Annotated in this window: 12 protein-coding genes and 2 pseudogenes; 10 read left to right on the top strand and 4 right to left on the bottom strand. The window is 73.6% G+C overall.

What is annotated here, in order from left to right; all coding sequences use genetic code 11:
- The 5 genes and pseudogenes from ACSNOD_RS10855 to ACSNOD_RS10835 form a co-directional block, all read left to right on the top strand.
- Window positions 1-715, top strand: a pseudogene (locus ACSNOD_RS10855) (hypothetical protein); the annotation flags it as partial.
- Window positions 716-1,121: 406 nt separating this feature from the next.
- Window positions 1,122-2,516 (top strand): ABC transporter substrate-binding protein, encoded by a 1,395-nt coding sequence (locus tag ACSNOD_RS10850; RefSeq protein ID WP_436766621.1) that lies wholly within the window; start codon window positions 1,122-1,124, stop codon window positions 2,514-2,516.
- 6 nt (window positions 2,517-2,522) lie between these two features.
- Window positions 2,523-3,887 (top strand): carbohydrate ABC transporter permease, encoded by a 1,365-nt coding sequence (locus ACSNOD_RS10845; RefSeq protein ID WP_436766620.1) that lies wholly within the window; start codon window positions 2,523-2,525, stop codon window positions 3,885-3,887.
- Window positions 3,884-4,822, top strand: coding sequence for a carbohydrate ABC transporter permease (locus ACSNOD_RS10840; protein WP_436766619.1), 939 nt, complete (start codon window positions 3,884-3,886; stop codon window positions 4,820-4,822). The genes ACSNOD_RS10845 and ACSNOD_RS10840 overlap by 4 nt, the downstream gene beginning before the upstream one ends.
- A gap of 181 nt (window positions 4,823-5,003) precedes the next feature.
- Window positions 5,004-7,250 carry a bifunctional glycosyltransferase/CDP-glycerol:glycerophosphate glycerophosphotransferase gene (locus tag ACSNOD_RS10835; protein ID WP_436766618.1) on the top strand — a complete coding sequence of 749 codons (2,247 nt, stop codon included), beginning with the start codon at window positions 5,004-5,006 and terminating at the stop codon, window positions 7,248-7,250.
- Window positions 7,251-7,306: 56 nt separating this feature from the next.
- Here the strand turns inward: ACSNOD_RS10835 and ACSNOD_RS10830 are convergent, their stop codons facing one another.
- On the bottom strand, window positions 7,307-9,511 hold the full coding sequence (locus tag ACSNOD_RS10830) for a CDP-glycerol:glycerophosphate glycerophosphotransferase (protein ID WP_436766617.1): 2,205 nt from the start codon (window positions 9,509-9,511) through the stop codon (window positions 7,307-7,309).
- A 166-nt stretch (window positions 9,512-9,677) separates the two neighbouring features.
- On the opposite strand from ACSNOD_RS10830, the gene ACSNOD_RS10825 reads away from it, so the two are divergent.
- Window positions 9,678-13,505, top strand: a complete 3,828-nt coding sequence (locus ACSNOD_RS10825; RefSeq protein ID WP_436766616.1) for a bifunctional glycosyltransferase/CDP-glycerol:glycerophosphate glycerophosphotransferase — start codon at window positions 9,678-9,680, stop codon at window positions 13,503-13,505.
- Between the two features lie 74 nt (window positions 13,506-13,579).
- Here the strand turns inward: ACSNOD_RS10825 and ACSNOD_RS10820 are convergent, their stop codons facing one another.
- Window positions 13,580-15,031 carry a glycosyltransferase family 39 protein gene (locus ACSNOD_RS10820; RefSeq protein WP_436766615.1) on the bottom strand — a complete coding sequence of 484 codons (1,452 nt, stop codon included), beginning with the start codon at window positions 15,029-15,031 and terminating at the stop codon, window positions 13,580-13,582.
- A gap of 422 nt (window positions 15,032-15,453) precedes the next feature.
- On the opposite strand from ACSNOD_RS10820, the gene ACSNOD_RS10815 reads away from it, so the two are divergent.
- Window positions 15,454-17,190 carry a glycosyltransferase family 2 protein gene (locus ACSNOD_RS10815; protein WP_436766614.1) on the top strand — a complete coding sequence of 579 codons (1,737 nt, stop codon included), beginning with the start codon at window positions 15,454-15,456 and terminating at the stop codon, window positions 17,188-17,190.
- Window positions 17,191-17,210: 20 nt separating this feature from the next.
- A pseudogene (galE, locus tag ACSNOD_RS10810) lies at window positions 17,211-18,185 on the top strand (UDP-glucose 4-epimerase GalE); the annotation flags it as partial.
- 63 nt (window positions 18,186-18,248) lie between these two features.
- Here galE and ACSNOD_RS10805 read toward each other — a convergent pair.
- Window positions 18,249-19,415 carry a glycosyltransferase gene (locus tag ACSNOD_RS10805; protein WP_436766613.1) on the bottom strand — a complete coding sequence of 389 codons (1,167 nt, stop codon included), beginning with the start codon at window positions 19,413-19,415 and terminating at the stop codon, window positions 18,249-18,251.
- Window positions 19,412-22,315: a bifunctional glycosyltransferase/CDP-glycerol:glycerophosphate glycerophosphotransferase gene (locus ACSNOD_RS10800; RefSeq protein ID WP_436766612.1), complete on the bottom strand. Its 2,904-nt coding sequence runs from the start codon at window positions 22,313-22,315 to the stop codon at window positions 19,412-19,414. The genes ACSNOD_RS10805 and ACSNOD_RS10800 overlap by 4 nt, the downstream gene beginning before the upstream one ends.
- Window positions 22,316-22,648: 333 nt before the next feature.
- Here ACSNOD_RS10800 and ACSNOD_RS10795 point away from each other — a divergent pair, with 333 nt between their 5' ends.
- Together ACSNOD_RS10795 and ACSNOD_RS10790 are read left to right on the top strand one after the other, a co-directional pair.
- Window positions 22,649-23,674, top strand: coding sequence for a glycosyltransferase family 2 protein (locus ACSNOD_RS10795; RefSeq protein ID WP_436766611.1), 1,026 nt, complete (start codon window positions 22,649-22,651; stop codon window positions 23,672-23,674).
- Between the two features lie 14 nt (window positions 23,675-23,688).
- A complete protein-coding gene (locus ACSNOD_RS10790; RefSeq protein WP_436766610.1) occupies window positions 23,689-24,126 on the top strand; it encodes a GtrA family protein in 438 nt (145 codons plus the stop codon).
- Window positions 24,127-24,153: the final 27 nt, after the last annotated feature.

The raw sequence follows: 24,153 nt of genomic DNA, 5'->3' as shown, positions 1-24,153 counted from the left end.
GCGCGGGCGCGAGCTCTCCCGGGAGCGGCTGCTCCGGGCGGACGGCGGCGCGCCGACCGGCCCGAGGGACACCGGCCCCGGGGACGCCGGGTCCGCGGCCGGCGCGGCCGCGGCACTGCCCCGGTTGTTCGTGCTGGTGGACGACTACGACGCGCTGGTGGCGCCCGCGCTCGGCAGTACGGGGCGGCCGGCCGCCGGCTCCGTCGTACGGGCGCTGGAGGCGGTGGCGCGCGAGGGCGCGCGGCTGGGGGTCCATCTGATCGCGGCTTCGGGCCGCCCGGAGTGCACGGCGGCCACGGCCGCCGCCGAACGGGCCGCGCTGCGGATCGTCCTCGACGTGCTGCCCGCCCGCGCGGAAGGGGCGGAACCGGGGGCGGCGCCCGCCGGGCGCGGCCGACTGCTGGGCGCGGACGGCACGGTGACGCCGTTTCAGGGCGGCCGGGTGACCGGTCGGATTCCGCGGACGGCGACGCAGCGGCCGACGGTCGTGCCCCTGGACTGGCAGCGGATGGGCGACCCGCCGACGCGCAGGCCGCTGCGGGAGCTGGGCAACGGGCCGACGGATCTGGCGCTGCTGGCCAGCGCATTGCAGCGGGCGGCGCAGTCCGCGCAGGCGCTGCCGGCGCCCTCGCTGCTGCCCTCGGCGGCGCCCTTGACCGGCCCCTCGACCGGCCCGTCGACGGGCCCATCGACGGGCCCCGGCACGGGGAGGTGACCGCCCGGCCATGACGAGCGCCGCGCCGGACGTCACGCCGGGCGCCATCACGAGCGCCATGACAGGCACCGCGCCGGCCGTCACGCCGGGCGCCATCACGCGCACCGCGCCGCCCGTCACCCGACGCGTCACCCCCCGGGGCGCCCCGAGCCCGCGACCCGCCCGCACCACCCAGGCGAACAAAACGCCCGAACCGGGCCTCTTCCGGCGCCCGGCGGGCCGCGCCGACCGGCGCCCAAGGGTCACAGGGCTGTCACGATCAGTGATGTGACCTCGAAAAGAGTATTGCGGGGGTTGACGTTCCGGGCGTAGGACTATCGCACGGGATGTACGGCGGGGGCCGTTTACGGGGGCCCGCGCGACGGATGGGATTCCCATGCCGGCGGCAACGGGAGGACGGCACACCATGCGCACAACTCCGCTCACAACACACACCCTTCGAGTCACATCCGCCACACGAGTCGCCCTGGCTCTCGTGGCCGTGAGCGCCCTCGTGGTGGGCGCCGCCGGCTGCGGCGACGGCGGCGGGGGTGACGGCAAGAAGCAGGACGACGCGGCGAAACCCAGCGCGCCCACCGTCGAACTCCCCAAGCTCAACGGCCAGACGCTCCAGGTCGCCGCCGTGTGGACGCGCACCGAGCAGAAGAACTTCACCGCCGTGCTGGAGGAGTTCGAGAAGCGCACGGGCGCCGAGGTCCGCTTCGTGCCCACCGGTGACAGCATCTCCACCTACCTCGGCACCAAGATCGAGGGCGGCGAGCCCCCGGACGTGGCGGTGCTCCCGCAGGTGGGCGCGCTGCGACAGTTCGCCGACAAGGGCTGGCTCAAACCGGTGGCCCCCGAGGTCACCGCCCAGCTCGAGAAGAACTACGCCAAGGGCTGGCGCGAGCTGGGTGCCCACAAGGGCAAGCAGTACGGCGTGTGGTTCAAGGCCGCCAACAAGTCGCTGGTCTGGTACAACTCCGCCGCCTTCGAGAACGCCGGCGCCTCCGTCCCCACCACCTGGGACGAGTTCCTCAAGACCGCCGAGACCATCTCGGCCTCCGGGGTCGCGCCGATCGCCGTCGCCGGCGCGGACGGCTGGACGCTCACCGACTGGTTCGAGAACGTCTACCTCTCCCAGGCCGGGCCGGAGAAGTACGACCGACTCGCCGCGCACGAGATCAAGTGGACCGACCCGTCGGTCGCGCAGGCGCTGACCACCCTGGGCAAGCTCTTCGGGGACAGGAACCTGCTGCTGGGCGGCCAGGCCGGCGCGCTCCAGACGGAGTTCCCCAAGTCCGTGGCGCAGGTGTTCGCGGGCGGCGACCAGCCGGAGGCCGCGATGGTCTACGAGGGCGCGTTCGTCGCCGACACCATCACCAACGACACCAAGGCGAAGATCGGCTCGGACGCCAAGGTCTTCCCCTTCCCGAAGGTGGGCGCCGAGGCGCCGGTGGTCAGCGGCGGCGATGTGGCGGTGGCCCTGAAGGACGGCCCCGGCGCGCAGGCCCTGCTCACCTTCCTCGCCTCGCCGGACGCCGCCGAGATCTGGGCCCGGGCCGGCGGCTTCCTGTCCCCCAACAAGAGCCTGGACCCGAAGGCGTACCCGGACGACACCCAGCGGTCCATCGCCAAGGCGCTGGTCGACGCCGGGGACGACTTCCGCTTCGACATGTCCGACCAGGCGCCGGCGTCCTTCGGCGGCACCAAGGGCGCCGGCGAGTGGAAGGCCCTCCAGGACTTCCTGAAGAACCCCTCGGACGTGGCGGGCACCCAGCGGGCGCTGGAGGCGGACGCCGCCCGCGCGTACAAGAGCTGAGCGCCGATGACGACGGCGACGGCAGGAGGCACCCCCGCGGCCGCGACCCCCGGCCCACCGCCTCCCGCTCCGGCACGCAAGGGGGTCCTGGGCACCCGCCCCTGGGTGGCGGCCTGCTTCCTGCTGCCCGCGCTGGTGCTGCTCGGCGCGCTCGTGGTCTACCCGATCGGGTACTCCGTGGTGCGCAGCCTCTTCGACTCCTCGGGCTCCGAGTTCGTGGGCCTGGGGAACTTCGGCGAGGTCTTCTCCGACGACGGCATCCTCACCGCCGTCCGCAACAACCTGATCTGGGTGGTGGTGGCGCCGGCCCTGGCCACCGCGCTCGGGCTGATCTTCGCGGTGCTCACCGAACGGGTCTCCTGGGGCACGGCGTTCAAGCTCGTGGTCTTCATGCCGATGGCGATCTCCATGCTCGCGGCCGGGATCATCTTCCGGCTGGTGTACGAGCAGAACCCGGACCGGGGCGTGGCCAACGCCGTCTGGGTGGGCGTCCACGACACCTTCGCCCAGTCGTCGGCGTACCCGGGGGCGCGGCCGGGGCGGGCCGCGAACCATCTCACCGCGCCCGGCGACGGCTCGTTCGCCACCCGGGACGCGGTGCGGGCCGGGAGCCCGGTGATGCTGCCGCTGGTCGGGGTGAAACCGGAGCACATTCCGGCGGACGCCGCCCCGGCCCGCGCCGCCGAGGCCGCCCCCGGCAAGGTCACCGGCACGGTGTGGATGGACTTCACCAAGGGCGGCGGCGGGCGGCCCAATGTCATCGACGGCCATGAGCAGGCGCTGCCGGGCGTGCGGGTCGAGGCCGTCGAGGACGGCCGGGTGGTCGCCGCGGCCACCACCCGGGCCGACGGCACCTTCATCCTGCCGGCGGGGGCCGACGGCGCCCGGCTGCGGCTGCCGGCGGAGAACTTCTCCGAGCAGTACAACGGCGTGGACTGGCTCGGCCCCACGCTGGTCACGCCCGCGATCATCGGCTCCTACGTCTGGATGTGGGCGGGGTTCGCGATGGTGCTGATCGCGGCGGGGCTGGCCGCGGTGCCCCGGGAGCTGCTGGAGGCCGCCCGGGTGGACGGCGCCACCGAGTGGCAGGTGTTCCGCCGGGTGACGGTGCCGCTGCTGGCGCCGGTGCTGGCGGTGGTGCTGGTCACTCTGATGATCAACGTGCTGAAGATCTTCGACCTCGTCTACATCATCGCGCCGGGGCCGACCCAGGCCGACGCCAATGTGCTGGCCCTCCAGCTCTATCTGTCGTCCTTCGGCACCGACTCCGACCAGGGGGTGGGCAGCGCCATCGCGGTGCTCCTGCTGCTGCTCGTGGTGCCGGTGATGCTGGTCAACATCCGCCGGATGCGGAAGGAACGACGCCGATGACGCCGCCGACCACGCCGACGCCGAGGACGACACCGCCGGCGACACCGGTGTCGCCGCCGACGCCGACGGCGGCACCACGGCCGCGGCCGTCGTTCGCCGCGCGGGTCGCGGCCCGGGCCGGCGGCGGCGCGGTCCGCGTCCTGCTGGTCCTGGTCGCCCTGTTCTGGCTGATGCCCACCCTCGGCCTGCTGCTCTCCTCGCTGCGCGAGCCCACCGACATCGCCACCTCCGGCTGGTGGCGGGTGTTCACCGCCCCGGCCCAGCTCACCGGGCACAACTACGCGGAGCTGCTGGGCGACGAGCGGATCACCGACTCGCTGCTCACCACGGTGCTGATCACGGTGCCGTCCACCGTGCTGGTCATCGTCATCGGCTCGCTCGCCGGCTACGCCTTCGCCTGGCTGGAGTTCCCCGGCCGCGACTGGTGGTTCCTGGTGGTCGTCGGGCTGCTGGTGGTGCCGGTGCAGGTGGCGCTGATCCCGGTGTCCAAGCTGTTCAACAGCGTCGGGATCTTCGAGACCACGGCCGGTGTGGTCGTCTTCCACACGGCCTTCGGCCTGCCCTTCGCCATCTTCCTGCTGCGCAACTTCTTCGCGGAGATCCCCCGGGAGCTGCTGGAGGCCGCGCGGCTGGACGGGGCCGGGGAGATCCGGCTGTTCACCCGGGTGGTCATGCCGCTGGGCGGCCCGGCCATCGCCTCGCTGGGCATCTTCCAGTTCCTGTGGGTGTGGAACGACATGCTGGTGGCGCTGATATTCGCCGACTCCTCGGCGCCGCCGATCACCGTCGCGCTCCAGCAGCAGGTGCGCCAGTTCGGCAGCAACATCGACGTGCTGGCCTCGGGGGCGTTCATCTCGATGGTCGTCCCGCTGGCGGTCTTCTTCGCCTTCCAGCGGCAGTTCGTCTCCGGGGTGATGGCCGGCGCGGTGAAGTAGCGCGGCGGCGGGCCACGAGGGCCGTACGACGGGTCCCGCGGGTCGTACGGCCGGGGGCCCCGAGACCGTACGGCCGACGCCCGGTGGGTCGGGGGACCCGGATGCCACAGGAACGTAACCCGCCGAGCGGGTCCCCCGTTTCCCCGGCGTCCCCGCCCGTTCGACCCCCACTGGAAGCGCCGTGCCCCGGTTCAGCGTCGTCGTCGCCGCCCACAAGGTGCAGGCCTACCTCCACGAGTGCCTGGACTCGGTCCTCCAGCAGTCCTTCACGGACTTCGAGCTGATCGCGGTCGACGACTGCTCGCCGGACGCCTGCGGGCGGATCATCGACGAGTACGCCGCCCGCGACCACCGGGTGATCGCCCTGCACCTGCCCGAGAACGTCGGTCTGGGCCCGGCCCGCAACGCCGGCACCGCCCGCGCCACCGGCGACTACCTGCTCTATCTCGACGGCGACGACAGCTACACCCCCGGCACCCTCCGGGCGCTGGCCGACCGGCTCAAGGAGACCTCGGACCCCGATCTGCTGCTCTTCGACTACGCGCGCACCCACTGGGACCGCACGGTCGAGCGCAATCCGCGGGCGCATCTGCTGGAGCGGCGCGACCCGCAGATCTTCACCCTCGCCGACCGGCCCGAGCTGCTGCGGCTGCTCATGGTGGCCTGGAACAAGGCGTGCCGGCGCGACTTCGCCCGACGCGTGGGACTGACGTTCCCGCCGGGCTTCTACGAGGACACGCCCTGGAGCTATCCGGCGCTGCTGAGCGCCGAGTCCATCGCGGTGCTGGACCGGGTCTGCGTGCACTACCGCCAGCGCCGGCTGGGCAGCATCCTCGGCACCCCGGGCCTGGGCCACTTCGACGTCTTCAACCAGTACGACCGGGTGTTCGCCTTCCTCGACGAGCACCCGCACCTCGCGCACTGGCGGCCCCTGGTCTACCGGCGGATGCTGGACCACTTCACCACGGTCTTCACCGCCCCCTCCCGGCTCCCCGCGGGCACCCGGGCCGAGTTCTTCCGCCGGGTGCGGGCCGCGTGCCGCACCCACCGGCCGGAGGGCGCGCGAGGTGTCGCGGGGCGCGCGGGCGTACGTCACGCGCTGCTGTCCGCGGGGGCCCGGCGCACCTTCCAGCTGCTGTGGCGCGGCGAACGGCTGCGGGAGGGGGCGCGCCGCGGGGGCGCGCGGCTGCTGGGAAGAGCGCGGGCGGCCGGCGCGTACGCCCACTACCGGCTGCACCGGCTGCTGCCGGTCCGCTCCGACCTCGCGGTCTTCAGCGCGTACTGGCACCGCGGCTACGCCTGCAACCCGGCGGCGATCGAGGCGAAGGTGCGGGAGCTGGCGCCGCACATCCGCACCCTGTGGATCACCACCGAGGACCGGGCGCACACCCTGCCGGCCGGGGTGGGGCGGCTGGAGCCGGGGTCGGCCGCCTGCTGGGCGGCGCTCGCCCGCGCCAAGTACCTCGTCAACAACGTCAACTTCCCGCACCGCTGGAGCCGCCGCCCGGGGCAGGTGCACCTCCAGACCCATCACGGCACCCCGCTGAAGCGGATGGGCCTGGACCTCCAGGACCATCCGGCGGCGGCGCACGGGCTGGACTTCGCCCGGCTCCTGCGGCACACCGACCGCTGGAGCCACAGCCTCTCGGCCAATCCGCACTCGACGCTGGTGTGGGAGCGGGTCTATCCGAGCGCCTACGCCACGCTGGAGTACGGCTATCCGCGCAATGACGTCTTCCTGAGCGCCACGGCCGAGGACGTCCGCCGGGCCAGGCTGCGGCTGGGCATCCCGTTCGGCACCACGGCCGTGCTCTACGCGCCGACGCACCGCGACTACCGCCGCGACCACCGGCCCCGGCTGGACCTGGCCCGGGTGTCGCGCGCGCTGGGCCCCGGGGTGGTGCTGCTGAACCGGGCGCACTACTTCGCGGAGCGGGGGCCGAGCACGTCGCCGGGCGCGCCGCCGGCGGGGGCGCGGGCCGAGGAGCCGAGCCGCCCGCGGACCGTGGTGGACGTGTCGGACCACCCCAGCGTCGAGGAGCTCTGTCTGGCCGCCGACGCGCTGGTCACGGACTACTCGTCGATCATGTTCGACTACGCCAATCTGGACCGGCCCATCGTGGTCCTGGCCGACGACTGGGAGATCTACCGGGCCACCCGCGGCACCTACCTCGACCTGCCGGCCGAACCGCCGGGGCCGGTCGCCCGTTCGGAGGACGAGCTCATCGAGGTCTTCGCCACGGGCGAGTGGTGCGGGCCCCGCTCCGCCGAGCTGCGGGCCGCGTTCCGGGAGCGGTTCTGCCCGTACGACGACGGGCGGGCCGCCGAACGGGTGGTGCGCCACCTCTTCCTGGGCGAGGAGCCGGGGGTGCCGCGGGTGCTGCCCCCGGCGGAGCGCCGGCCGGCCCCCGCGCCCCGCGTCCTCTGACGGCGCCCGGTCGACGGCGGAACGACGCCTCCCGCCAGCGTTCCGGCGGGAACGCGTCAGCGCTCCTCCAGGAACAGGCGGCGGACCACGCGCTCGGCCGCCCCGCCGTCGTCGTACGGGCAGAACCGGTCGCGGAAGGCCGCCCGCAGCTTGGCCGTCTCGTCGGTGTTCCAGCCGCCGGACCGGAAGAGGTCGATGAGCTGGGACTCGCTGGTCGCGGTGGCGCCGGGGGTCTCGCCCGGCAGCCCGGAGAGCGGGTCGAAGTAGGTGCCGCGGGAGAGCGAGTACGCCTGCCAGTCGGGCGCGTAGACGATGATCGGCCGATCCAGGTTGGCGTAGTCGAACATGATCGACGAGTAGTCCGTGACCAGCGCGTCGGCGGCCAGGCAGAGATCCTCGACGCTCGGGTGGTCGGTGACGTCGAGCACCAGCCCGCGCCGCTGGAGCTCGGCGAGGGCGGGGTCGGCGCCGTAGAAGTAGTGCGCCCGCACCAGCACGGTCACCCCGGGCCCCAGCTCGCGGCTGAGCCGCTCCAGGTCGACGCGCGGCAGGAAGCCGCGCTGGTAGTCGCGGTGGGTGGGGGCGTACAGGATCGCGGTGCGGCCCGGGGCGATGCCGAGGGCGGCGCGGGCGCGGGCGACGTCCTCTGGGCCGGCCGTGGCATAGACGTCGTTGCGCGGATAGCCGGTCTCCAGCGCCCGGAAGGCGCTGGGGTAGACCCGCTCCCACACCTCGGTGGAGTGCCGGTTGGCGGAGAGGCTGTAGTCCCACTGGTCGGCGTGGTCCAGCAGCTTGGTGAAGCTGATGCCATGGGTGCCGGCCGGGTAGCGGCGCTGGTCGAGGCCCATCTTCTTCAGCGGGGTGCCGTGGTGGGTCTGGAGGTAGATCTGGCCGGGGCGCTTGGTGAAGCCGCCGGGGAAGGCCGAGTTGTTGACCAGGTAGCGGGCGCGGGCCATGACCCGCCAGTACGCGCGCGAGCCCTCGATCACATGCGGCACGCCGGGCGGCATCCGGTCGGCGTAGCGGCTGCCGACCACCCACACACCGCGCAGATGGGGCGCCAGCTCCTGGGCCTTGCGGTGGATGGCGGCGGGGTTGCAGGCCACGCCGCGGTTCCAGTAGGCGCCGTAGACCACGAGGCGGTCGTCCAGCGGCCACCAGCGGTCGGCGCGGTAGGCGCCGCGCAGGACCGTGCCGCGCAGGGTCCGCTTCCGCCTCAGCAGCGCCTCCCGGCCCCGGGCCAGTTGCTCGTCCGCCGTGCGCAGGGCCTCGTGGGCGGCGTACGAGCCGGAGGCGAGCGCGCGCAGCCGCGGGCCCCAGTCGTCGGCCGGGGCGGTGGAAGCGGTTGGGACGGTGGAAGCGGTCGGGGCGGTGGAAGCGGTCAGGACCGTGGAAGAGGCCGCCGCCGCGGCGGCGGTTGGCGCGTGGTCGCGGTGGAAGCGGGCCGCGGCCCGGAAGAACTCCTTGCGGTCGGCGGGCCGGATGCGGCCCGGGTCGTCGAGAACGGTGAGCAGATGGCGGGCGGCGTGCGGGAGGAGCGCGGCCCGCCGCTCCGGGTCGGGCAGTTCGGCGAAGAGCGCGCGATAGCGCTCCAGGATCGCGAAGTGGTGGCGGCCGGGGGTGGTCGCGGCGCTGCCGGCCCGCCGCTGCCGCCAGTGCACACAGACCCGGTCGAGCGTCGCGGCGCGCTCCCCCGCGAGGGCGGTCGCCAGATGGACGGGGACGACGTCCTCGTAGGGGCCCTCGGTGAAGCGCAGCTCGTGGCGGTGGAGGAAGTCCCGCCGGAAGAGCCGGTTCCAGGCGGCGACGGTGACGGCGGCGGGGTCGGGGGCCGCGCCGCCGGCGCCCAGGCGGGCGCTGTCGCCGCTGTCGTGCACGGTGTCCCACCAGTCGAGGCGGGCGTGGTCGAAGAGGAGCAGCTCGGGGTCGCCCGTGCCGTCGATCCGGGCGGCGAGCGCGGCCAGTGCGCCGTCCAGGAGCAGGTCGTCGCCGTCGAGGAAGAGGAGGTAGTCGCCGCAGGCGCGGGCCGCCCCGGCGTTGCGGGCCGCGCCCGTGCCGGAGTGGACCGGCAGCCGCAGCGGGAGCACGCGCGCGTCGCGCTCGGCGTACTCGGCGGTGATGGCGGCACAGGCGTCGGGCGAGCGGTCGTCGACGACGATCAGCTCCAGATCTCCGTACGACTGGCCGAGGACGGACTCCAGGCACGGGCGCAGGAAGCCCTGCACCCGGTACGCGGGGACGACAACACTGAAGCGCGGCATGTCGACCGACAGTAGTCACACGAGCACCCTCTGTCGAAACGGACGGAGGGGTCCGCGTAACCCGTTCGGCCCAGCGTAAGTAACCAGCAGAGGACGCGAGGGTTGACATTACGGAAAGCATGGCCGTCCGGCCGCCTGCACTCCGTACGAAGGGGTCGAGTTCGCCGTGAAGCCCGCGAAGGCCACCAAGTCCGTGAAGTCCGCCAAGCCCGCGAAGGCCACCAAGTCCGCGAAGGCCACCAAGTCCGCGAAGCCCGCCAAGCCGCGTCTGAGCGTCATCGTTCCCATCTACAACGTCCAGGACTGCCTGGAGGCGTGTCTGCGGTCCGTCGCGGACCAGACGGAGCGCGCCCTGGAGGTGGTGATGGTCGACGACGGCTCGACGGACGACAGCGCGGCGATCGCCGAGCACTTCGCCGCCCGCGACCCCCGCTTCCGGCTGGTGCGCCAGGAGAACGGCGGCCTGGGCCACGCCCGGAACACCGGCGTCCGGCACAGCGACCCGGACGTGCCCCACCTCGCGTTCCTCGACAGCGACGACATGGTGCCCCGGCGGGCGTACGAGAAGCTCCTGGGGCTGCTGGAGCGCAGCGGCTCGGACTTCGCGACCGGCAATGTGTACCGGCTGACGGCCACCGGGCGCAGCCAGGCGTGGCAGCAGAAGTTCATGACCCGCACCAAGGTGGCCACCCACATCACCGAGGACCCGACGCTGCTCTACGACCGGGTCGCCTGGAACAAGGTGTTCCGCCGGTCGTTCTGGGAGCGGCACGCCTTCTCCTGGCCCGAGGGCGTGCTCTACGAGGACATCCCGGTCACCGTGCCCGCGCACTTCCTCGCCCGGTCGGTGGACGTGCTCCACGAGCACGTGTACTACTGGCGCGTCCGCGAGGGGTCCATCACCCAGCGCCGCACCGAACTGCGCGGCGCCCGCGACCGCATCGCCGCCTGCGCGGGCGTCAGCCGCTTCCTCGCCCGCACCTTTCCCGAGCACAAGCGGCTCTACGACCGTACGGCGCTGGCCGACGACTTCACCTACTTCCTCGACGCGCTGCCGCCGGCCGGCCCGGTGTTCCGGGACGCGTTCATGACCGGCACCCGGGAGTTCCTGGCCCGCGCCGACCCGAAAATCACCGAGGACCTCCCCGTCGACCTGCGGATCAAATGGCAGCTGGTCGCGGAGGACCGGCTGGACGACCTGCTGGAACTGCTGGCCTTCGAACAGCGCAACGGGAAGGCGTCGTTCCATGTCCGGGGCTGGCCCCGGCGCCGGGCGGTCGCGCCCCGGCTGGACGGCACCACGATCGCGGTGCCCGACGCCGTGGCCCAGGTGCGCCGCACCGACCTGCCGGTGGTGGCCCGGCTGGAGGACGCCTTCTGGCACGGCGGCCGGCTCCATCTGCGGGGCTACGCCTACATCCGCAACCTGGACGCCGCCGCGCCGCGCCACTCGCTCAAGAGCGCCGTGCTGCTCTCCCGCGGCGGGCGCCGGGTGCGCGTGCTGCCCACCCGCACCGTGCCGGCCACCACCGCCACCCGCGACTCCGGCCAGACACTGCACTGCTACGACCGCTCGGGCTTCGAGATCACCGTCGATCCGGCGAAGCTGCGGGTGGGCGGCCGGCTGCGGACCGGCACCTGGCAGGTGGGCCTGGTGGTGTCCAGCCACGGGGTGGTGCGGCGGGCCGCGGTGCGCGCCCCGGACGCCGCCACGGCCCAGCCGTCGGTGCACGACCTGGGCGGCGGCGCGCGGCTGCTGCTCGGCTTCCGGGCCGGCCGGCTGGAGCTGCGGGTGCGGGACGTCGCGGCGCGGGTCACCGCCCACCGCCGGGTGGGCGAGCAGCTCGAACTCGGCGGGGTGGTGCGGGCCGAGCCGGGGAGCGCGGAGCTGCGGCTGACCCACCCGGGCTCGGGCCGGGTGATCGCCCGCCGGCTGCGGGGCGCGCCGCCGGTCGGCGGCTGGTCGGCGTTCACCGTACGGGTGCCGATCACCGAGCTCACGGACGTGCCGGCGACCGTGCCGGACACGCCGGTGCCGATCGAGCCGGCGACGGGTGAACGCTGGCGGGTGGAGCTGGTGCTGCCGGACGGCACCCGGCGCCCGGTGGCGGCCGCGCCGGACCTGCCGCCCGGCCGCTACGCCGCGGCGGTGGCCGGCCGGGAGCTGAGCGCGACGGCGAACGCCCAGGGCGATCTGGTGCTGGAGGCGGGCGGGCGGCCGGTGGTGGACCGCCTGGAGTGGACGGCCGGGGACCGGCTGCTGATCGAGGGGCCGACGGGCGCGGTGGGCACGTCGGGCGGTCGGCCGGGGGCGCGTACGGGTGCGGGTTCTGGCGCGGATACGGGTACGGGCGCGGCGGGGGCGGGCGGCCCGCGGGTGCGCCGGGAGCTGGTGCTGCGGCACAGCACGCGCCACCAGGAGGTGGTCGTCCCGGTGGAGTGCGCGGACGGCCGGTTCCGGGCGGAGCTGGCGCCCGCGGCGGCGGTCGCCGTGACCGGCGGGGAGGCCCTGCCGCTGCGGGAGGGGCGCTGGTACGGGTTCCTCCGCGAGAGCGCGGCGGAGAGCGCGGCGGAGGGCGGCGCACCGGCCGGAGGCGACGGCGTACGGGCCGGCACTAGCACGACGGCCGGGCGCGGCGTATCGGCCGGCACCGGCGCGGCGGCCGGGCGCGAGCGGGCCGGACGCGCCGGAAGCGAACCGGCCGGCGCGGCGGAGTCGCCGCTGCGACTGCTGACCTCCCTGCACGAGCGGCTGCCCCTGCGCCGCACCGTACGGGCGCGCGAGTTCGCCGTGCGACGCGCCTACGGCGACCGGCTGGTCCTGGAGTCCGGCTCGGTGCTCACCCCCCTCGAACAGGGCGCGTACCGTCAACACGCGCTCCGTACGGCGCACTACGCGCGCCAGCGCGCGCTCCCGCTGCGCGACGCGGTGCTCTACTGCGGCCATCTCGACGCCGCCTCGCCGCGGGCCGTCCTCGACGAGCTGCTGCGGCGCGGCGCCGGCGGCGACCACCTGTGGGTGACGGAGGACCAGCAGACCCCGGTGCCGGCCGCGGCACAGGGCGTGGAGCTGCACAGCGCCGCCTGGTACGCGGCGCTGGCCCGCTGCCGGGCCGTCGTCACCAGCGCGCACCTGCCGGAGTGGTTCGAACGCCGGCCCGGCCAGACCGTCGTCCAGACCTGGCACGGCGCCCCCCTCAAACGCATCGGCACCGACCTCACCGGCACGCTCTACGCCGACCATCACGCGCTGGCGGCACTGCCCCGCCGCTCCCGCCAGTGGGACGTCCTCGTCTCGCCCAACCGCTTCAGCACCCCCCATCTGTGCCGGGGGCTCGCCTTCGACGGCGAGGTGCTGGAGGCGGGCTCGCCGCGCAACGACCTGCTGTACGCGCCCGACCGCGAGAAGGCCGCGGAACGGGTGCGGCGCGCGCTGGACCTGCCGCCCGACAAGCGGGTGGTGCTGTACGCGCCCACCTACCGCGACCATCTCGCGTACTCCCCCGGCCACTTCCGGCTGGCGCTCGGCCTGGACCTGCGGGCGGCCGAGGCCGCGCTCGGCGAGGACCACGTGCTGCTCGTACGGGCCCATCCGCTCACCGTCGACGGCGTGCCGGCGGTCCGCGGGCCGTTCGTCCGCGACGTCTCCCGCCACCCCCATGTGTCGGAGCTGCTGCTGATCGCCGATGTGCTGATCACCGACTACTCCGCGCTGGCCGTGGACTTCGCCCACACCGGGCGGCCGATGCTCTTCCACGCCTACGACCTGGACCACTACCGCGACACTCTGCGCGGCTTCTACATCGACCTGGAGGCGCACGCCCCCGGGCCGCTGCTGCGCTCCTCCGGAGAGGTGATCGAGGCGCTGGGCGACCTGGACGCGGTGGTGGACCGCTACGGGCCGGCGTACCAGCGGTTCGTCCAGGCGCACTGCGACCTGGACGACGGCGCGGCGGCGGCCCGCGTCGCCGACCGCATGCTGCGCACGATCTGAGCCCCGCCCTTCGGGCGGGCCGCACCCCCGCCCGGGCGGGGGGGGAACGTCGCGCACCCCGCCCGGAGGGCCCCTCAGCGGTCCGGGCGGCGCACGACCCGCTCGTGGAGGACGACCTCCCCACTGCGCGCCGCCGCCCGCGACACCTCGTCGAACCCGCCCCGGATCAGCGCGAGTTTCGCCTGCTCGGTGCGGCTCTGCCGGAACCAGGGGCGGCCCTCCACGCCCGGCACGGCCACCACCCACACCCGGTCGAGGCCGGCCAGCCGGGCCGCCAGCTCCGGCGCCGGCACCTCGCGCCCGGTGAGCGTCCCGGAGGGGTCGACCGGCCCGGCCAGGGCGATGTCGCGGCGGCCCGCGAACGCGTCGGGGTAGGCGAGGGCGACCCTGCGCTGGTAGGAGGGGACGAAGACGATCGCGTCGCCGGGCCGGGTCTCGGCGCGGACCAGCGCGGCGACGGGCGCGAGGTCGTCGGGCCGCCCCGTGGGGCTCCGTACCTCCTCGTGGAAGGGGAGCTGCCACAGGAACCCGGCGGCGACCACCGCCGCCCCGCACGCGACCACCGCCCGGCGCGTCCCGCGCCGGGCCGCCCGCCGCCCCCGTACGGCCGTGCACAGCCCCTCCGCGCCGGCGGCGGCGAGCAGCGGCACCCCGGCGAGGGCGAACAGCACGTAGCGGTCGACGAAGAGCGGTTCGCGCTGGGAGACGGCGAAGAGCAGCGCGGGCGGCACGACGGCGAGCGGCAGGGCGACGGCGGTGAGCCGCGGCCGGCGGGGGCGGGCGGGCAACGGGCAGAGCAGCGCCACGGTCATCAGCGCGAGGGTGACGGCGTACACGACCTCGGCGGGTCCGGTGAACGCGTGGAGCAGCTGGCGCGCCTCCGGCCGCCCCGGCACGGCGATCCAGGCCACCTGCCCGCCCTGGCCGTAGGAGACCAGCAGCAGGGGCGCGAGCACGGCGACGGTGGCGCAGGCCGCGGCCGCCCAGCCGCGCCACACCCGGGCCGGCGCCCGGGAGACCGCCAGCGTCACCGCGTGCGCGGCGAGCGCCAGCAGGGCGAACTCGTGCAGCAGCGCGGTGACGGCCGTCACCGCGCCGTACGCCGCCCAGCGGCCGGCCGAGCCGCGTTCGACGGCGTGGGTGAGCAGCAGGGTGGCGAGCGCGACGCCCGCCGCGACCAGCGCGTAGGAGCGGCCCTCCTGGGCGAAGTGGCTGACGAAGGGGCTGGTGGCGTAGAGCAGTCCGGCCCAGAGCCCGACGCCGGGCCGGGCGAGCCGGCAGCCGAGGGCGGCGACGAGACCGGTGGCGCAGACGGCGGCGAGCAGGGACGGCAGCCGCAGCGCCACCTCGTCCGCCCGGACGGCGAGCACCGCGTGCATCAGCAGGTAGTAGAGGCCGTGGACGGCGTCGACGCCGCCCAGCAGGTGCCAGAGGTCGGGCAGGGAACGGCGGGCGGCGTGGAAGGTGGCGGCCTCGTCGCGCCACATGGTGCCGCGCTCCAGGCCCCACAGGCCGATGGCGAGCATGGCGGCGGAGGGGAGCGCGACGGCGACGGCGGTGGGCCGGTCGATCCGCGCGAGGGCCGCCGGCAGCGCGGGCGGGCGCCCGGGCCGCCGCCGAGGCCGCCACCGGGGCCACGGGGGCCGCCGGGGCTTCCGGGACCACCGGGGCCACCGGGACCGGCGGGGCTTCCGGGGCCGCCGGGTCGGGCGCCCGGGGTCGCCGTCCGGCCGGCCCTCCGGGCCCCGCACCCCTCCCTCGGGCCGGGGCGGGACCGGAACGTTCGCAGTGCGCATGCGCCGATTTTGAGATGTTTGTCGGTACGTGGCGGGTGCGCACCGCCGAAAAGGTGCCGAGTCGTTTCCCGCACGGCCCACCGTCCGTGACCCCGACCGACCCGGGCGTAACGGAATGCAACCTTCACCCCTCAAATAGACTCTCTGACGTTATGGAGGCGAAGACTCCGGCGGCGCCGCCCGCCCAGACACCGTCCGCGGACCAGGTCAGCGTGATCGTGATCGGCTTCAACGACGCCGAGCACATAGCCGACGCCGTGCTGTCCGCCCTGCGCCAGGGGCCCGCCGTCGCCGAGGTCGTGGCCGTCGACGACGCCTCCACCGACCGCACGGCGGAGGTGCTGGAGGACCTGGCCGAGCGCTACGCCCGGGTGCGGGTGATGCGCCGCGCGACCAACAGCGGCGGCTGCGGCAGCCCCCGCAACGACGGGCTGCGGCTCGCCACCGCGCCGTATGTGATGTTCCTCGACAGCGACGACGTGCTGCCGCCGGGCGCGGTGAACGCCCTGCTCGGCGCCGCCCGCCGGCACGGCGCACCGGTCACCGCCGGCGCCTGTGTGCGGCGCGAGCTGCCCTCGGGGCGGGACGTCCCCTGGCAGCCGGAGCTCTTCGGCGAGGAGACGGTGCACGAGGGCCCGGCGGCGCTCGCCGGCGTGGTGCGCGACACCCTGTGCGTCAACAAGCTCTACGCCCGCTCCTTCCTGCTCGACCACGCCATCGCGTTCCCCGACGGCGCCTTCACCTACGAGGACTTCGTCTTCACCGCGCGCGTGCTCGCCGCCGCGCCACGGCTGGCCGTGATACCGGACACCGTCTACGTCTGGCACGTGCGGCGCTCGGCCGCCAAGCAGTCGATATCCCTGGACCGCGGCGGGATAACGAACTGGACCGCCCGGATCGAGGCGCACCGCCGGGCGGTGGCGATCCTGGAGGAGGCCGGCCGCGAGGAGATCGCCCACGCGGCCCGCACCAAGTTCCTCGACCACGATCTGCGCATGTACGCGCGCGAGCTGCGCGGCCGCGGCGAGGAGTACCGCGCCGACTGGTGGCGGCTCACCCGCGGCTACCTCCTCGACCCCGGCTTCGGCGCGTCGGAGCTGGCCGCCGCCGAGGCCCCCGCCCGCTGGACGGCGCGCGTCGTGGCCGCCGCCGAGGCGCCCCGCGACCTGCGCCGGCTGGTGGAGCTGGCCAACCGCCCCGCGCGGCTGCTGCCGCCGTACGCCGAGGCCGGCGGCGACCCCGTGTGGTCGGACGACCTGCCGGGGGTGGTGCTGGACCGCCTCGACGAGGCACCGCTGTCCGCGCTGCCGGTGGCCGTCGAGGCCGAACCGGAGGTCGGTTCCCGCTCCGCGCGACTGCGGATACGCGTCCACGAGCTGTACGGGCGGCTGGCCGCGGCCGGCCCGCGCTCCGTCGACATCGAGCTGCGTCACCGCGTGGACGGCCGGCTGGGACTGGTCCGCGACGCCGTGCTGACCCCCGAGGGCGGCGGCGAGCGGGGCAGGGAGCGGGACGGGGCCGACGGCGAGCACGGCGGGGCCGACCGCGGAAGCGGCGGCGAAGTCGGAAGCGGAACCTCCGCCTGGACCGCCGAGGTCTGCCTCGACCTGAACACCGTGGCCGCCGCCGGCACCCGCGGCGCCGACCCGGACGTCTGGGACGTCCGCGTCCTCGTCCGCTGCGCGGACGGCGCCACCCTCGACACCGCGGCCCGCGCCACCGGCCCGGGGCTGCGCCGCACCGCGGTCCTCAGCCCCCGGCACGGCCTGCTGCTGGTCCAGCCGCACGCCACCACGGGCGGCTCGCTCGCCGTACGGGTGGCCCCCGGGCCCCGCAGCGCGATGCGAGTGGCCGCGCGCAGGCTCCGTAGACTCACCGTCAGCCGCTGATCCCGACCGAAGCGAGAACCATGACCTACCTGATCACCGGTGGCGCCGGATACATCGGCGCCCACGTCGTACGAGCCATGACGCGCGAAGGCGAGCGGGTCGTCGTCCTGGACGACCTCTCCACGGGCGACGCCGCCCGGCTGCCCGAGGGCGTGCCGCTGGTCGTCGGCTCCGTGCTGGATCGCGCGCTGCTGGACCGTACGATCGCCGAGCACGGCGTCACGGGCGTGGTGCACCTGGCCGCGAAGAAGCAGGTCGGCGAGTCGGTGGAGCAGCCGCTGCACTACTACCGCGAGAACGTGCACGGCCTGCAGATCCTGCTGGAGGCGCTGGCCGACGCCGGGGTGAAGCAGTTCGTCTTCTCCTCCTCCGCGGCCGTCTACGGCATGCCGGACGTGGACCTCGTCACCGAGGGCACCCCCTGCCTGCCGATGAGCCCGTACGGCGAGACCAAGCTGGTCGGCGAGTGGATGGTGCGCGCCGCCGGGCGGGCCCACGGCATGGCCACCGCCTGTCTGCGCTACTTCAACGTGGCGGGCACGGCCACCCCCGAGCTGTCGGACACCGCGGTCTACAACCTCGTGCCGATGGTCTTCGAGAAGCTCACCGAGGGGCAGTCGCCGCGGATCTTCGGTGACGACTACGCCACCCCGGACGGCACCTGCGTCCGCGACTACATCCACGTCGAGGACCTCGCCGAGGCCCACCTGGCGGCGGCCCGCAAGCTCGCCGCCCAGGACGGCGCCGGCGACCTGACCCTCAACATCGGGCGCGGCGAGGGCGTCTCCGTGCGCGAGATGGTCGATCTGATCGCCGAGATCACCGGCTACACCGAGCTGGCCCCCGAGGTCACCCCGCGCCGCCCCGGCGACCCGGCCCGCGTGGTGGCCTCCGCCGACCGGATCGCGGACGAGCTGGGCTGGAAGGCCCGCCACGACGTCCGCGAGATGATCACCTCCGCGTGGTCCGGCTGGTGCCTGCGCCACCCCTCGGCCCTTCGTCGATCACGCCGGCGCCACGAGCAACCGGCGCCGGATCAGCGCCGGACCGGCGCGGGATCAGCGCTCCAGGAAGGCGAAGAGCTCTTCCCAGCGGCGGGTGATCTCGTCCGGGGCGTAGCGCCGCACGCTCTCGCGCGCCGCCTCGCCCATGCGGTCGCGCAGCTCCTTGTCGGAGATCAGCTCGTCGAGCTTGCGGGCGAGTTCGCTGGTGTTGCCGGGCGTGGCCAGCAGCCCGTCCTCGCCATCGGTGATGATCTCGTGCACTCCGGGCGCGCAGTCGAAGGCGGCGCAGGGCACGCCCATGACCATGGCCTCCAGCAGGGCGAGCGGGAAGCCCTCCGCGCGCGAGGACTGCACGAACAGCGAGGCGCCGCGCAGCGCGCCCGGCACGTCGGAGGTGCGGCCCATCCACTCCACCGAGCCGTCCAGGCCGAGGGCGGTGCACTGCTTCTTCAGCAGCTGCTCGTCCTCGCCGGCGCCGTAGATGCGCAGGGTCCAGTCCGGGTGCCGGGGCGCGACCTGGGCCCAGGTGTCGAGCAGCAGATCGACGCCCTTCTCGTCGCTGAGCCGGCCGATGGCGGTGACCACCTTCGCCTCCCGCGCCGAGGGCACGTCGGGCATGAAGGTGAGCGGGTTCGGCATGTGGCCGACGTTGTCCATGCCCTGGCGAATCCACCGGTCGGCGTCCTCCTCGGTGAGGAGCAGCAGCCGGTCGACGTCCTTGTAGAACGTCTGGACCCGCTGGAAGCGGGAGGACTTGCGGCAGGCGTCGTACGACTCGTGGCTCATGCCGATGACGGTGAGCCCGGCGGTGTCGGCGAGCGCCACCCACTCCATGGCCCACACCTGCGTGACGATCACCACGCCGCCCGGCCGGGCGCCGCGGAACAGCCGGCTGAGCTTCTCGGCCTGCTCGCGCATGCCGGCCTCGCGGGCGCTGCGGCGGCGCTGCTCCACGAGGTTGAGCCGGCCCTTGAGGCCACGGGCCGGCGCGGCCGCCGGCGGGTGCTCGCGGTAGAGCGTGGTGGTGGCGTACGGCGGGTCGCCCAGCTCGTGCCGGCGGCCCTCGGGGGCCGGGGTGACGCCCACGACGTGCACCCGGTGGCCGCGCTCGCTGAAGAGCCGGGCCATCTGGTGCGACCAGCTGGTGACGCCGCCCAGCTCGTCGACGCTGTTGGACACGAAGAAGATGTCGCGGCCGTCCGCGGTGCGCTGGTCGGTCACTTGCCGCTCCGGTGGGTGAAGAACTTCTCGATGAGGGCGCGGGCCGCCTCGCCCTGGTCGTACTCGCCGAATTCGGCGTTGAACCGCTGCCGGGCCTCGGCGTACTCCACATCGGCGGCCTTGAAGTCGCCGAGGGCCTCGAAGAGCTCGTCCTGGGTGCCGAGCACCGGACCCGGGGCCTTCTCCCGCAGGTCGAAGTAGGTGCCGCGGCTCTCGCCCGCGTACTCCTCGTAGTCGTAGGCGTAGAAGAACATCGGCCGGTCGAGGCACGCGTAGTCGAACATCACCGAGGAGTAGTCGGTGATCAGGCCGTCGGCGAGCGCGAGCAGCGGGGTGATGTCGGGCCGGTCGGTGACGTCGATCACGCTGCCGCGCACCGACGGCGGCAGCACCACCTGGTTGAGGTAGTGCGAGCGCACCAGCAGGGTGAACCGGTCGCCGAACCGCTCGGCGAACTCCTCCACGTCGAAGGGCATCTCGAAGGCGCGCACGGCGCCGGTGCCGGTGGAGCGGAAGGTCGGCGCGTACAGCAGGACCGTCCGGTCGGCGGGGATGCCCAGCTCGGCGGCGAGCGGACCGCGCTCCCGGGCGCCCGCGCCGGAGCCGGTCCCGCTCTCGCGGCGGCGCAGCGCCACCAGCTCGTCGTTGCGCGGGTAGCCGGTGCGCAGCAGCACCTCGTCGCGGAGCCGGAACGCCTTGGCGAGGGTGCGGACGTCGTGCTCGGAGCGGACCAGGAAGTGGTCGAAGCGGTCGAGGACGCGCTGGTACTCCTCCTGCTCCTGCCGGCTGCGCAGCCGGGTGCGCGGCTCGTCGAAGCCCATCCGCTTGAGCGCGGAGCCGTGCCAGGTCTGGATGTACGTGGTCTCGGGCCGCTTGGTGAGCTTCAGCGGGAAGCCCTGGTTGTCGATCCAGAACTCGGCCTGGGCCAGCGCCCGGAGGTACTGCCAGCTCCAGCGGCGCACGAGGGTGGCGTCCTTGGGGAAGCCGGTCGGCTTGGCGCCCGCGTAGGACCACACCGCCTCGAACTCCAGCCCCTGGCGGCGCATCTCCTCGTAGATCGCCCTGGGGCTGTCGCTGTACTGCTTGCCGAGGTGGCTCTCGAAGACCACGAGCCCCTTGCGGATGGGCAGCTTGCTGAACACCTCGTGGTACATCCGGATCTTGGTGGTTCCGGAGTTGAGGTCCCGCTTGGCCTGCCGGGCCCGGCGCACGCCCGCCTTGGCGAGGTCGCCGGCGCGGCTGGAGACGGCCGTCTGGACCAGGGCGCGGGTGCGCAGCGCCGCGTCGCCCTCGGCGACGAGCCGGAACGCCAGGTGGCCGCGCTTGGAGACCTCGGGCTCCAGCCGGTCGGAGACCAGCCGGGTCAGCCGCGGGCGGACGGGCAGGCTGCCCACGGCGGACGGGTCCAGGCCGCCGGCGGTGAGCCGGGTGCGGACGGTGCCGCCGTCCACGTCGAGCAGGAGGCGGACGTCCCAGACGGCGTCGATGATGCCGAGCGGGCGCAGCTTCTGCGCGAGGTCGACCTCGGCGTCCCACTCGAGGGTGCGCTCGCCGAGGCGCAGGCTGTTCAGCGGGAAGCTGAAGACCTGGAGGCTGCGGCGGCGGGCGCGGAACTCCAGCCGGCCGCGGAGCTTGGCGCCCGGGCGGATGCGGCCGAGCGGGTTGACGATGCTGCCGGCCAGGCGGACCCGGCCCTGCCCGTCGTCGCGGTAGTCGGTGAGCTCGTTGCGGAGGAAGAGCTTGGCGACGGGGGTGGTGTGGTAGCCGGCGTCGGTGACGTCGAGGACCCGGCGGCCCTCGGGGTCGTCGAGGTGCTCGGCGCACCAGTAGACCCGGCCGTCCCGCTCGACCAGCGACGAGGAGAGCTTGCCGCGGTTCATCAGGGTGTCGGCGGCGGGCAGCAGATTGGCCCAGTCCTCCTTGCCCAGGAGGTACGCGCAGATCGCCTGGATGGGCTCGACCTTGCCGTACGCCTCGGGGGAGATCTCGGCGAGGTAGGAGTTGGCCAGCTCGGCGAAGGCGTGGCGGTACTCGTCGTCGAGGAGCGGCAGGTCCCGCAGGTGCAGCACGAGGTCGTGCTTGAGGAACTTGACGTCCTTGTGGAACTTCAGTTCGTCGAGGCCGCGCTGCTCCAGCAGCTCGTCGATCCGGCGGTGGATCTCCATGCGGTGCGCGAAATTCGCGATCTCATGGCGCCGGTTACTGATCGACTTCGCCTGGGCGCGCTCTTCGACCATCCAGAAGTAGACCCGGTTGGGGATGAGCGCGATACGGCCGGCGGCGAGGTAGGCCTGCGCGGAGAAGAGCAGGTCCTCGTAGTGGATGCCGACCGGGAAGCGCAGATCGTTCTCCAGCAGGAAGTCCCGCCGGTAGCACTTGTTGGTCGACAACGTGTCGAACACGAGCAAGTCGGGCAGTTCGCCGATGGAGTCCAGCGTGCGGCTGCGCGAATAGATCCAGGGGTACCACTCGGTGGTCTTGCGGTGCCGGCTGTCCACGTGGACCCGCACACAGAGCCCGGAGACCAGGTCCGCGCCGGTGCGGTCGGCCGCCTCCAGCATGTTGCGGCAGGCGTTCGGCTCCAGCACGTCGTCGCTGTCGAGGAACATCACGTAGCGGCCCTCGGCCCGGGTGATGCCGTGGTTGCGCGGCGCCCCGCAGCCCCCGCTGTTCTCGGGCAGCTGGAACGCCCGTACGCGCTCGGGGTACGCCGCGGCCAGCTCGCGCGCCACGTCGTAGGAACGGTCCGTGCTGCAGTCGTCGACGATCACGACTTCGACGTTCTTCAGCGTCTGGTCCAGGACCGACCGCACGGCTGTCGGAAGGCGTTCGGCATCGTTGTAGACGATGACGACCACAGAAATTTCTGTCACGGACACCCCAAGGCGATTAACTAGCATCCCAAACGACAAACGTACCTGTTGGGCGAGCTCGATCGCCAAGCCGCTCCCCGGGCCCGGACGAGCGTGCGAGGAGGGGCCGTGTCCCAGCCGTGTCGTATTCGTGGCTTCGCCGTGATGATCGCAGGTCGGGAGGCCTATCGAGAGCCCGGTTGTATAACTCACGAGGGATTTCCGGCGGCCGGTTCTCCTCCTGGAGGATGATCTGCGCCACTCCAGGCAACCTAACGCGATCTGATGACATCAATACTGCCGTCGGGAATGCCCGATTTCCCAAAACGGACACCCCGCCGCCGATCCCGGCGGAACGGGCAGTTCAGGAGGCTTGCAGTGTTGTCGGTAGTCGTTCCCTGTTTCAACGAGGAACAGGTCATCGCGGCGTTCCACACCGAGCTCAGTGCCCAGCTGCAAGACCTCAAGCTGCCCTACGAGATCGTCTTCGTCGACGACGGCAGCAAGGACGCCACCCTGACCAAGCTGCGCGAGTTCGCCGATCGGGACCACCACGTCCGCTATCTGGCGCTGTCGCGGAACTTCGGCAAGGAGGCCGCGATGCTGGCCGGCCTGAGGGAGTCCGCCGGCGACTCGGTCGTGATCATGGACGCCGACCTCCAGCACCCGCCGTCCTTCATCAAGCGGATGCTCGATCTGCGCGCCCAGGGCTTCGACCAGGTGATCGCCCGCCGCACCCGTGACCACGACGGCCGGATGCGCACCTTCCTCAGCCGCGGCTACTACAAGCTGATCAACGCCTGGGCCGATGTCGAGCTCGCGGACGGCGCCGGCGACTTCCGGCTGCTCTCGCGCCGGGCGGTCGACGCGCTGCTGGAGATGGGCGAGCGGAACCGGTTCTCCAAGGGCCTGTTCTCCTGGATCGGCTTCGAGACGGTCACCTTCGACTACCAGGACACCCCGCGGGCCGACGGCGAGAGCAAGTGGGGCATGCGCAAGCTGCTCAACTACGCCGTCGACGGCCTGGTCTCCTTCAACAGCCGGCCGCTGCGGCTGGCGATCCACACCGGTCTGCTGCTCTCCGGCGCCGCGCTGCTCTACGCCCTGTGGACGGTGGGCGCGGTGCTCATCGGCGGGGTGACGGCGCCCGGCTATGTGACCCTGCTGGTCGCCATCACCGGCTTCGGCGGCATACAGATGGTCATGCTCGGCCTGATCGGCGAGTACATCGGCCGCGTCTACTACGAGACCAAGCAGCGCCCGCACTACCTGGTGCGCGAGCGCACGCCCTCGGACGCCGCGCAGCGCTCCCTGCCCACCGCGGAGAAGCCCGTGTCCACCACGGAGAAGTCCGTGCCCGCCGACGAGACCGTGTCCGCGAACGCCAACGCGAACCCGCAGTCCTGAGACACGAGCCGATCATGCGTCAACGAGACTTCCGTCAGGTCATCCGCTTCGCCCTCGTGGGCGTCGTCAACACCGGCACCAACTACGGCTGCTACCGGCTGCTGCACCCGTGGCTCCCGTACATGGTCGCCACCTTCCTCGCGATCCTGCTCAGCATGGTCGTCGCGTTCTTCCTCCATGTGCGATTCACCTACCGAACGCGCCCGACCTGGCGGAAGTTCCTGCTGTTCCCGCTCACCAACATCACCAGCATCGTGGTGACCATGGTGGGCACCTTTGTGCTGGTCTCCTGGGTGGGCATGGACGAGCGCTTCGCGCCGCTGACCGCCTCGCTGCTCGCCATCCCGGCGACGTTCGTGGTCTCGCGCAAGATCCTCGTGACCCGGGGCCCGGCCGCGTCGCAGGCGGCGGGCGCGCCCGTCGCCGTCGCCGAAGGGCAGGGCCGGGCGTGACCTCCTCCTCCACCCCCTCCGCGGCGG

It is taken from the genome of Streptomyces sp. URMC 123 (genome assembly GCF_051386515.1).
Taxonomy (GTDB): Bacteria; Actinomycetota; Actinomycetes; order Streptomycetales; family Streptomycetaceae; genus Streptomyces.
The sequence above is the reverse complement of the archived record's forward strand: the minus strand, read 5'-3'. Positions and strand labels throughout refer to the sequence as shown.

Bases quoted from the DNA above. Each gene is read 5' to 3' on its own strand.
- ACSNOD_RS10850 (WP_436766621.1), top strand. From the start codon at position 1,122: ATGCGCACAACTCCGCTCACAACACACACCCTTCGAGTCACATCCGCC.
- ACSNOD_RS10845 (WP_436766620.1), top strand. From the start codon at position 2,523: ATGACGACGGCGACGGCAGGAGGCACCCCCGCGGCCGCGACCCCCGGC.
- ACSNOD_RS10840 (WP_436766619.1), top strand. From the start codon at position 3,884: ATGACGCCGCCGACCACGCCGACGCCGAGGACGACACCGCCGGCGACA.
- ACSNOD_RS10830 (WP_436766617.1), bottom strand. From the start codon at position 9,511: ATGCCGCGCTTCAGTGTTGTCGTCCCCGCGTACCGGGTGCAGGGCTTC.
- ACSNOD_RS10820 (WP_436766615.1), bottom strand. From the start codon at position 15,031: ATGCTCGCCATCGGCCTGTGGGGCCTGGAGCGCGGCACCATGTGGCGC.
- ACSNOD_RS10815 (WP_436766614.1), top strand. From the start codon at position 15,454: ATGGAGGCGAAGACTCCGGCGGCGCCGCCCGCCCAGACACCGTCCGCG.
- ACSNOD_RS10800 (WP_436766612.1), bottom strand. From the start codon at position 22,315: ATGCTAGTTAATCGCCTTGGGGTGTCCGTGACAGAAATTTCTGTGGTC.
- ACSNOD_RS10790 (WP_436766610.1), top strand. From the start codon at position 23,689: ATGCGTCAACGAGACTTCCGTCAGGTCATCCGCTTCGCCCTCGTGGGC.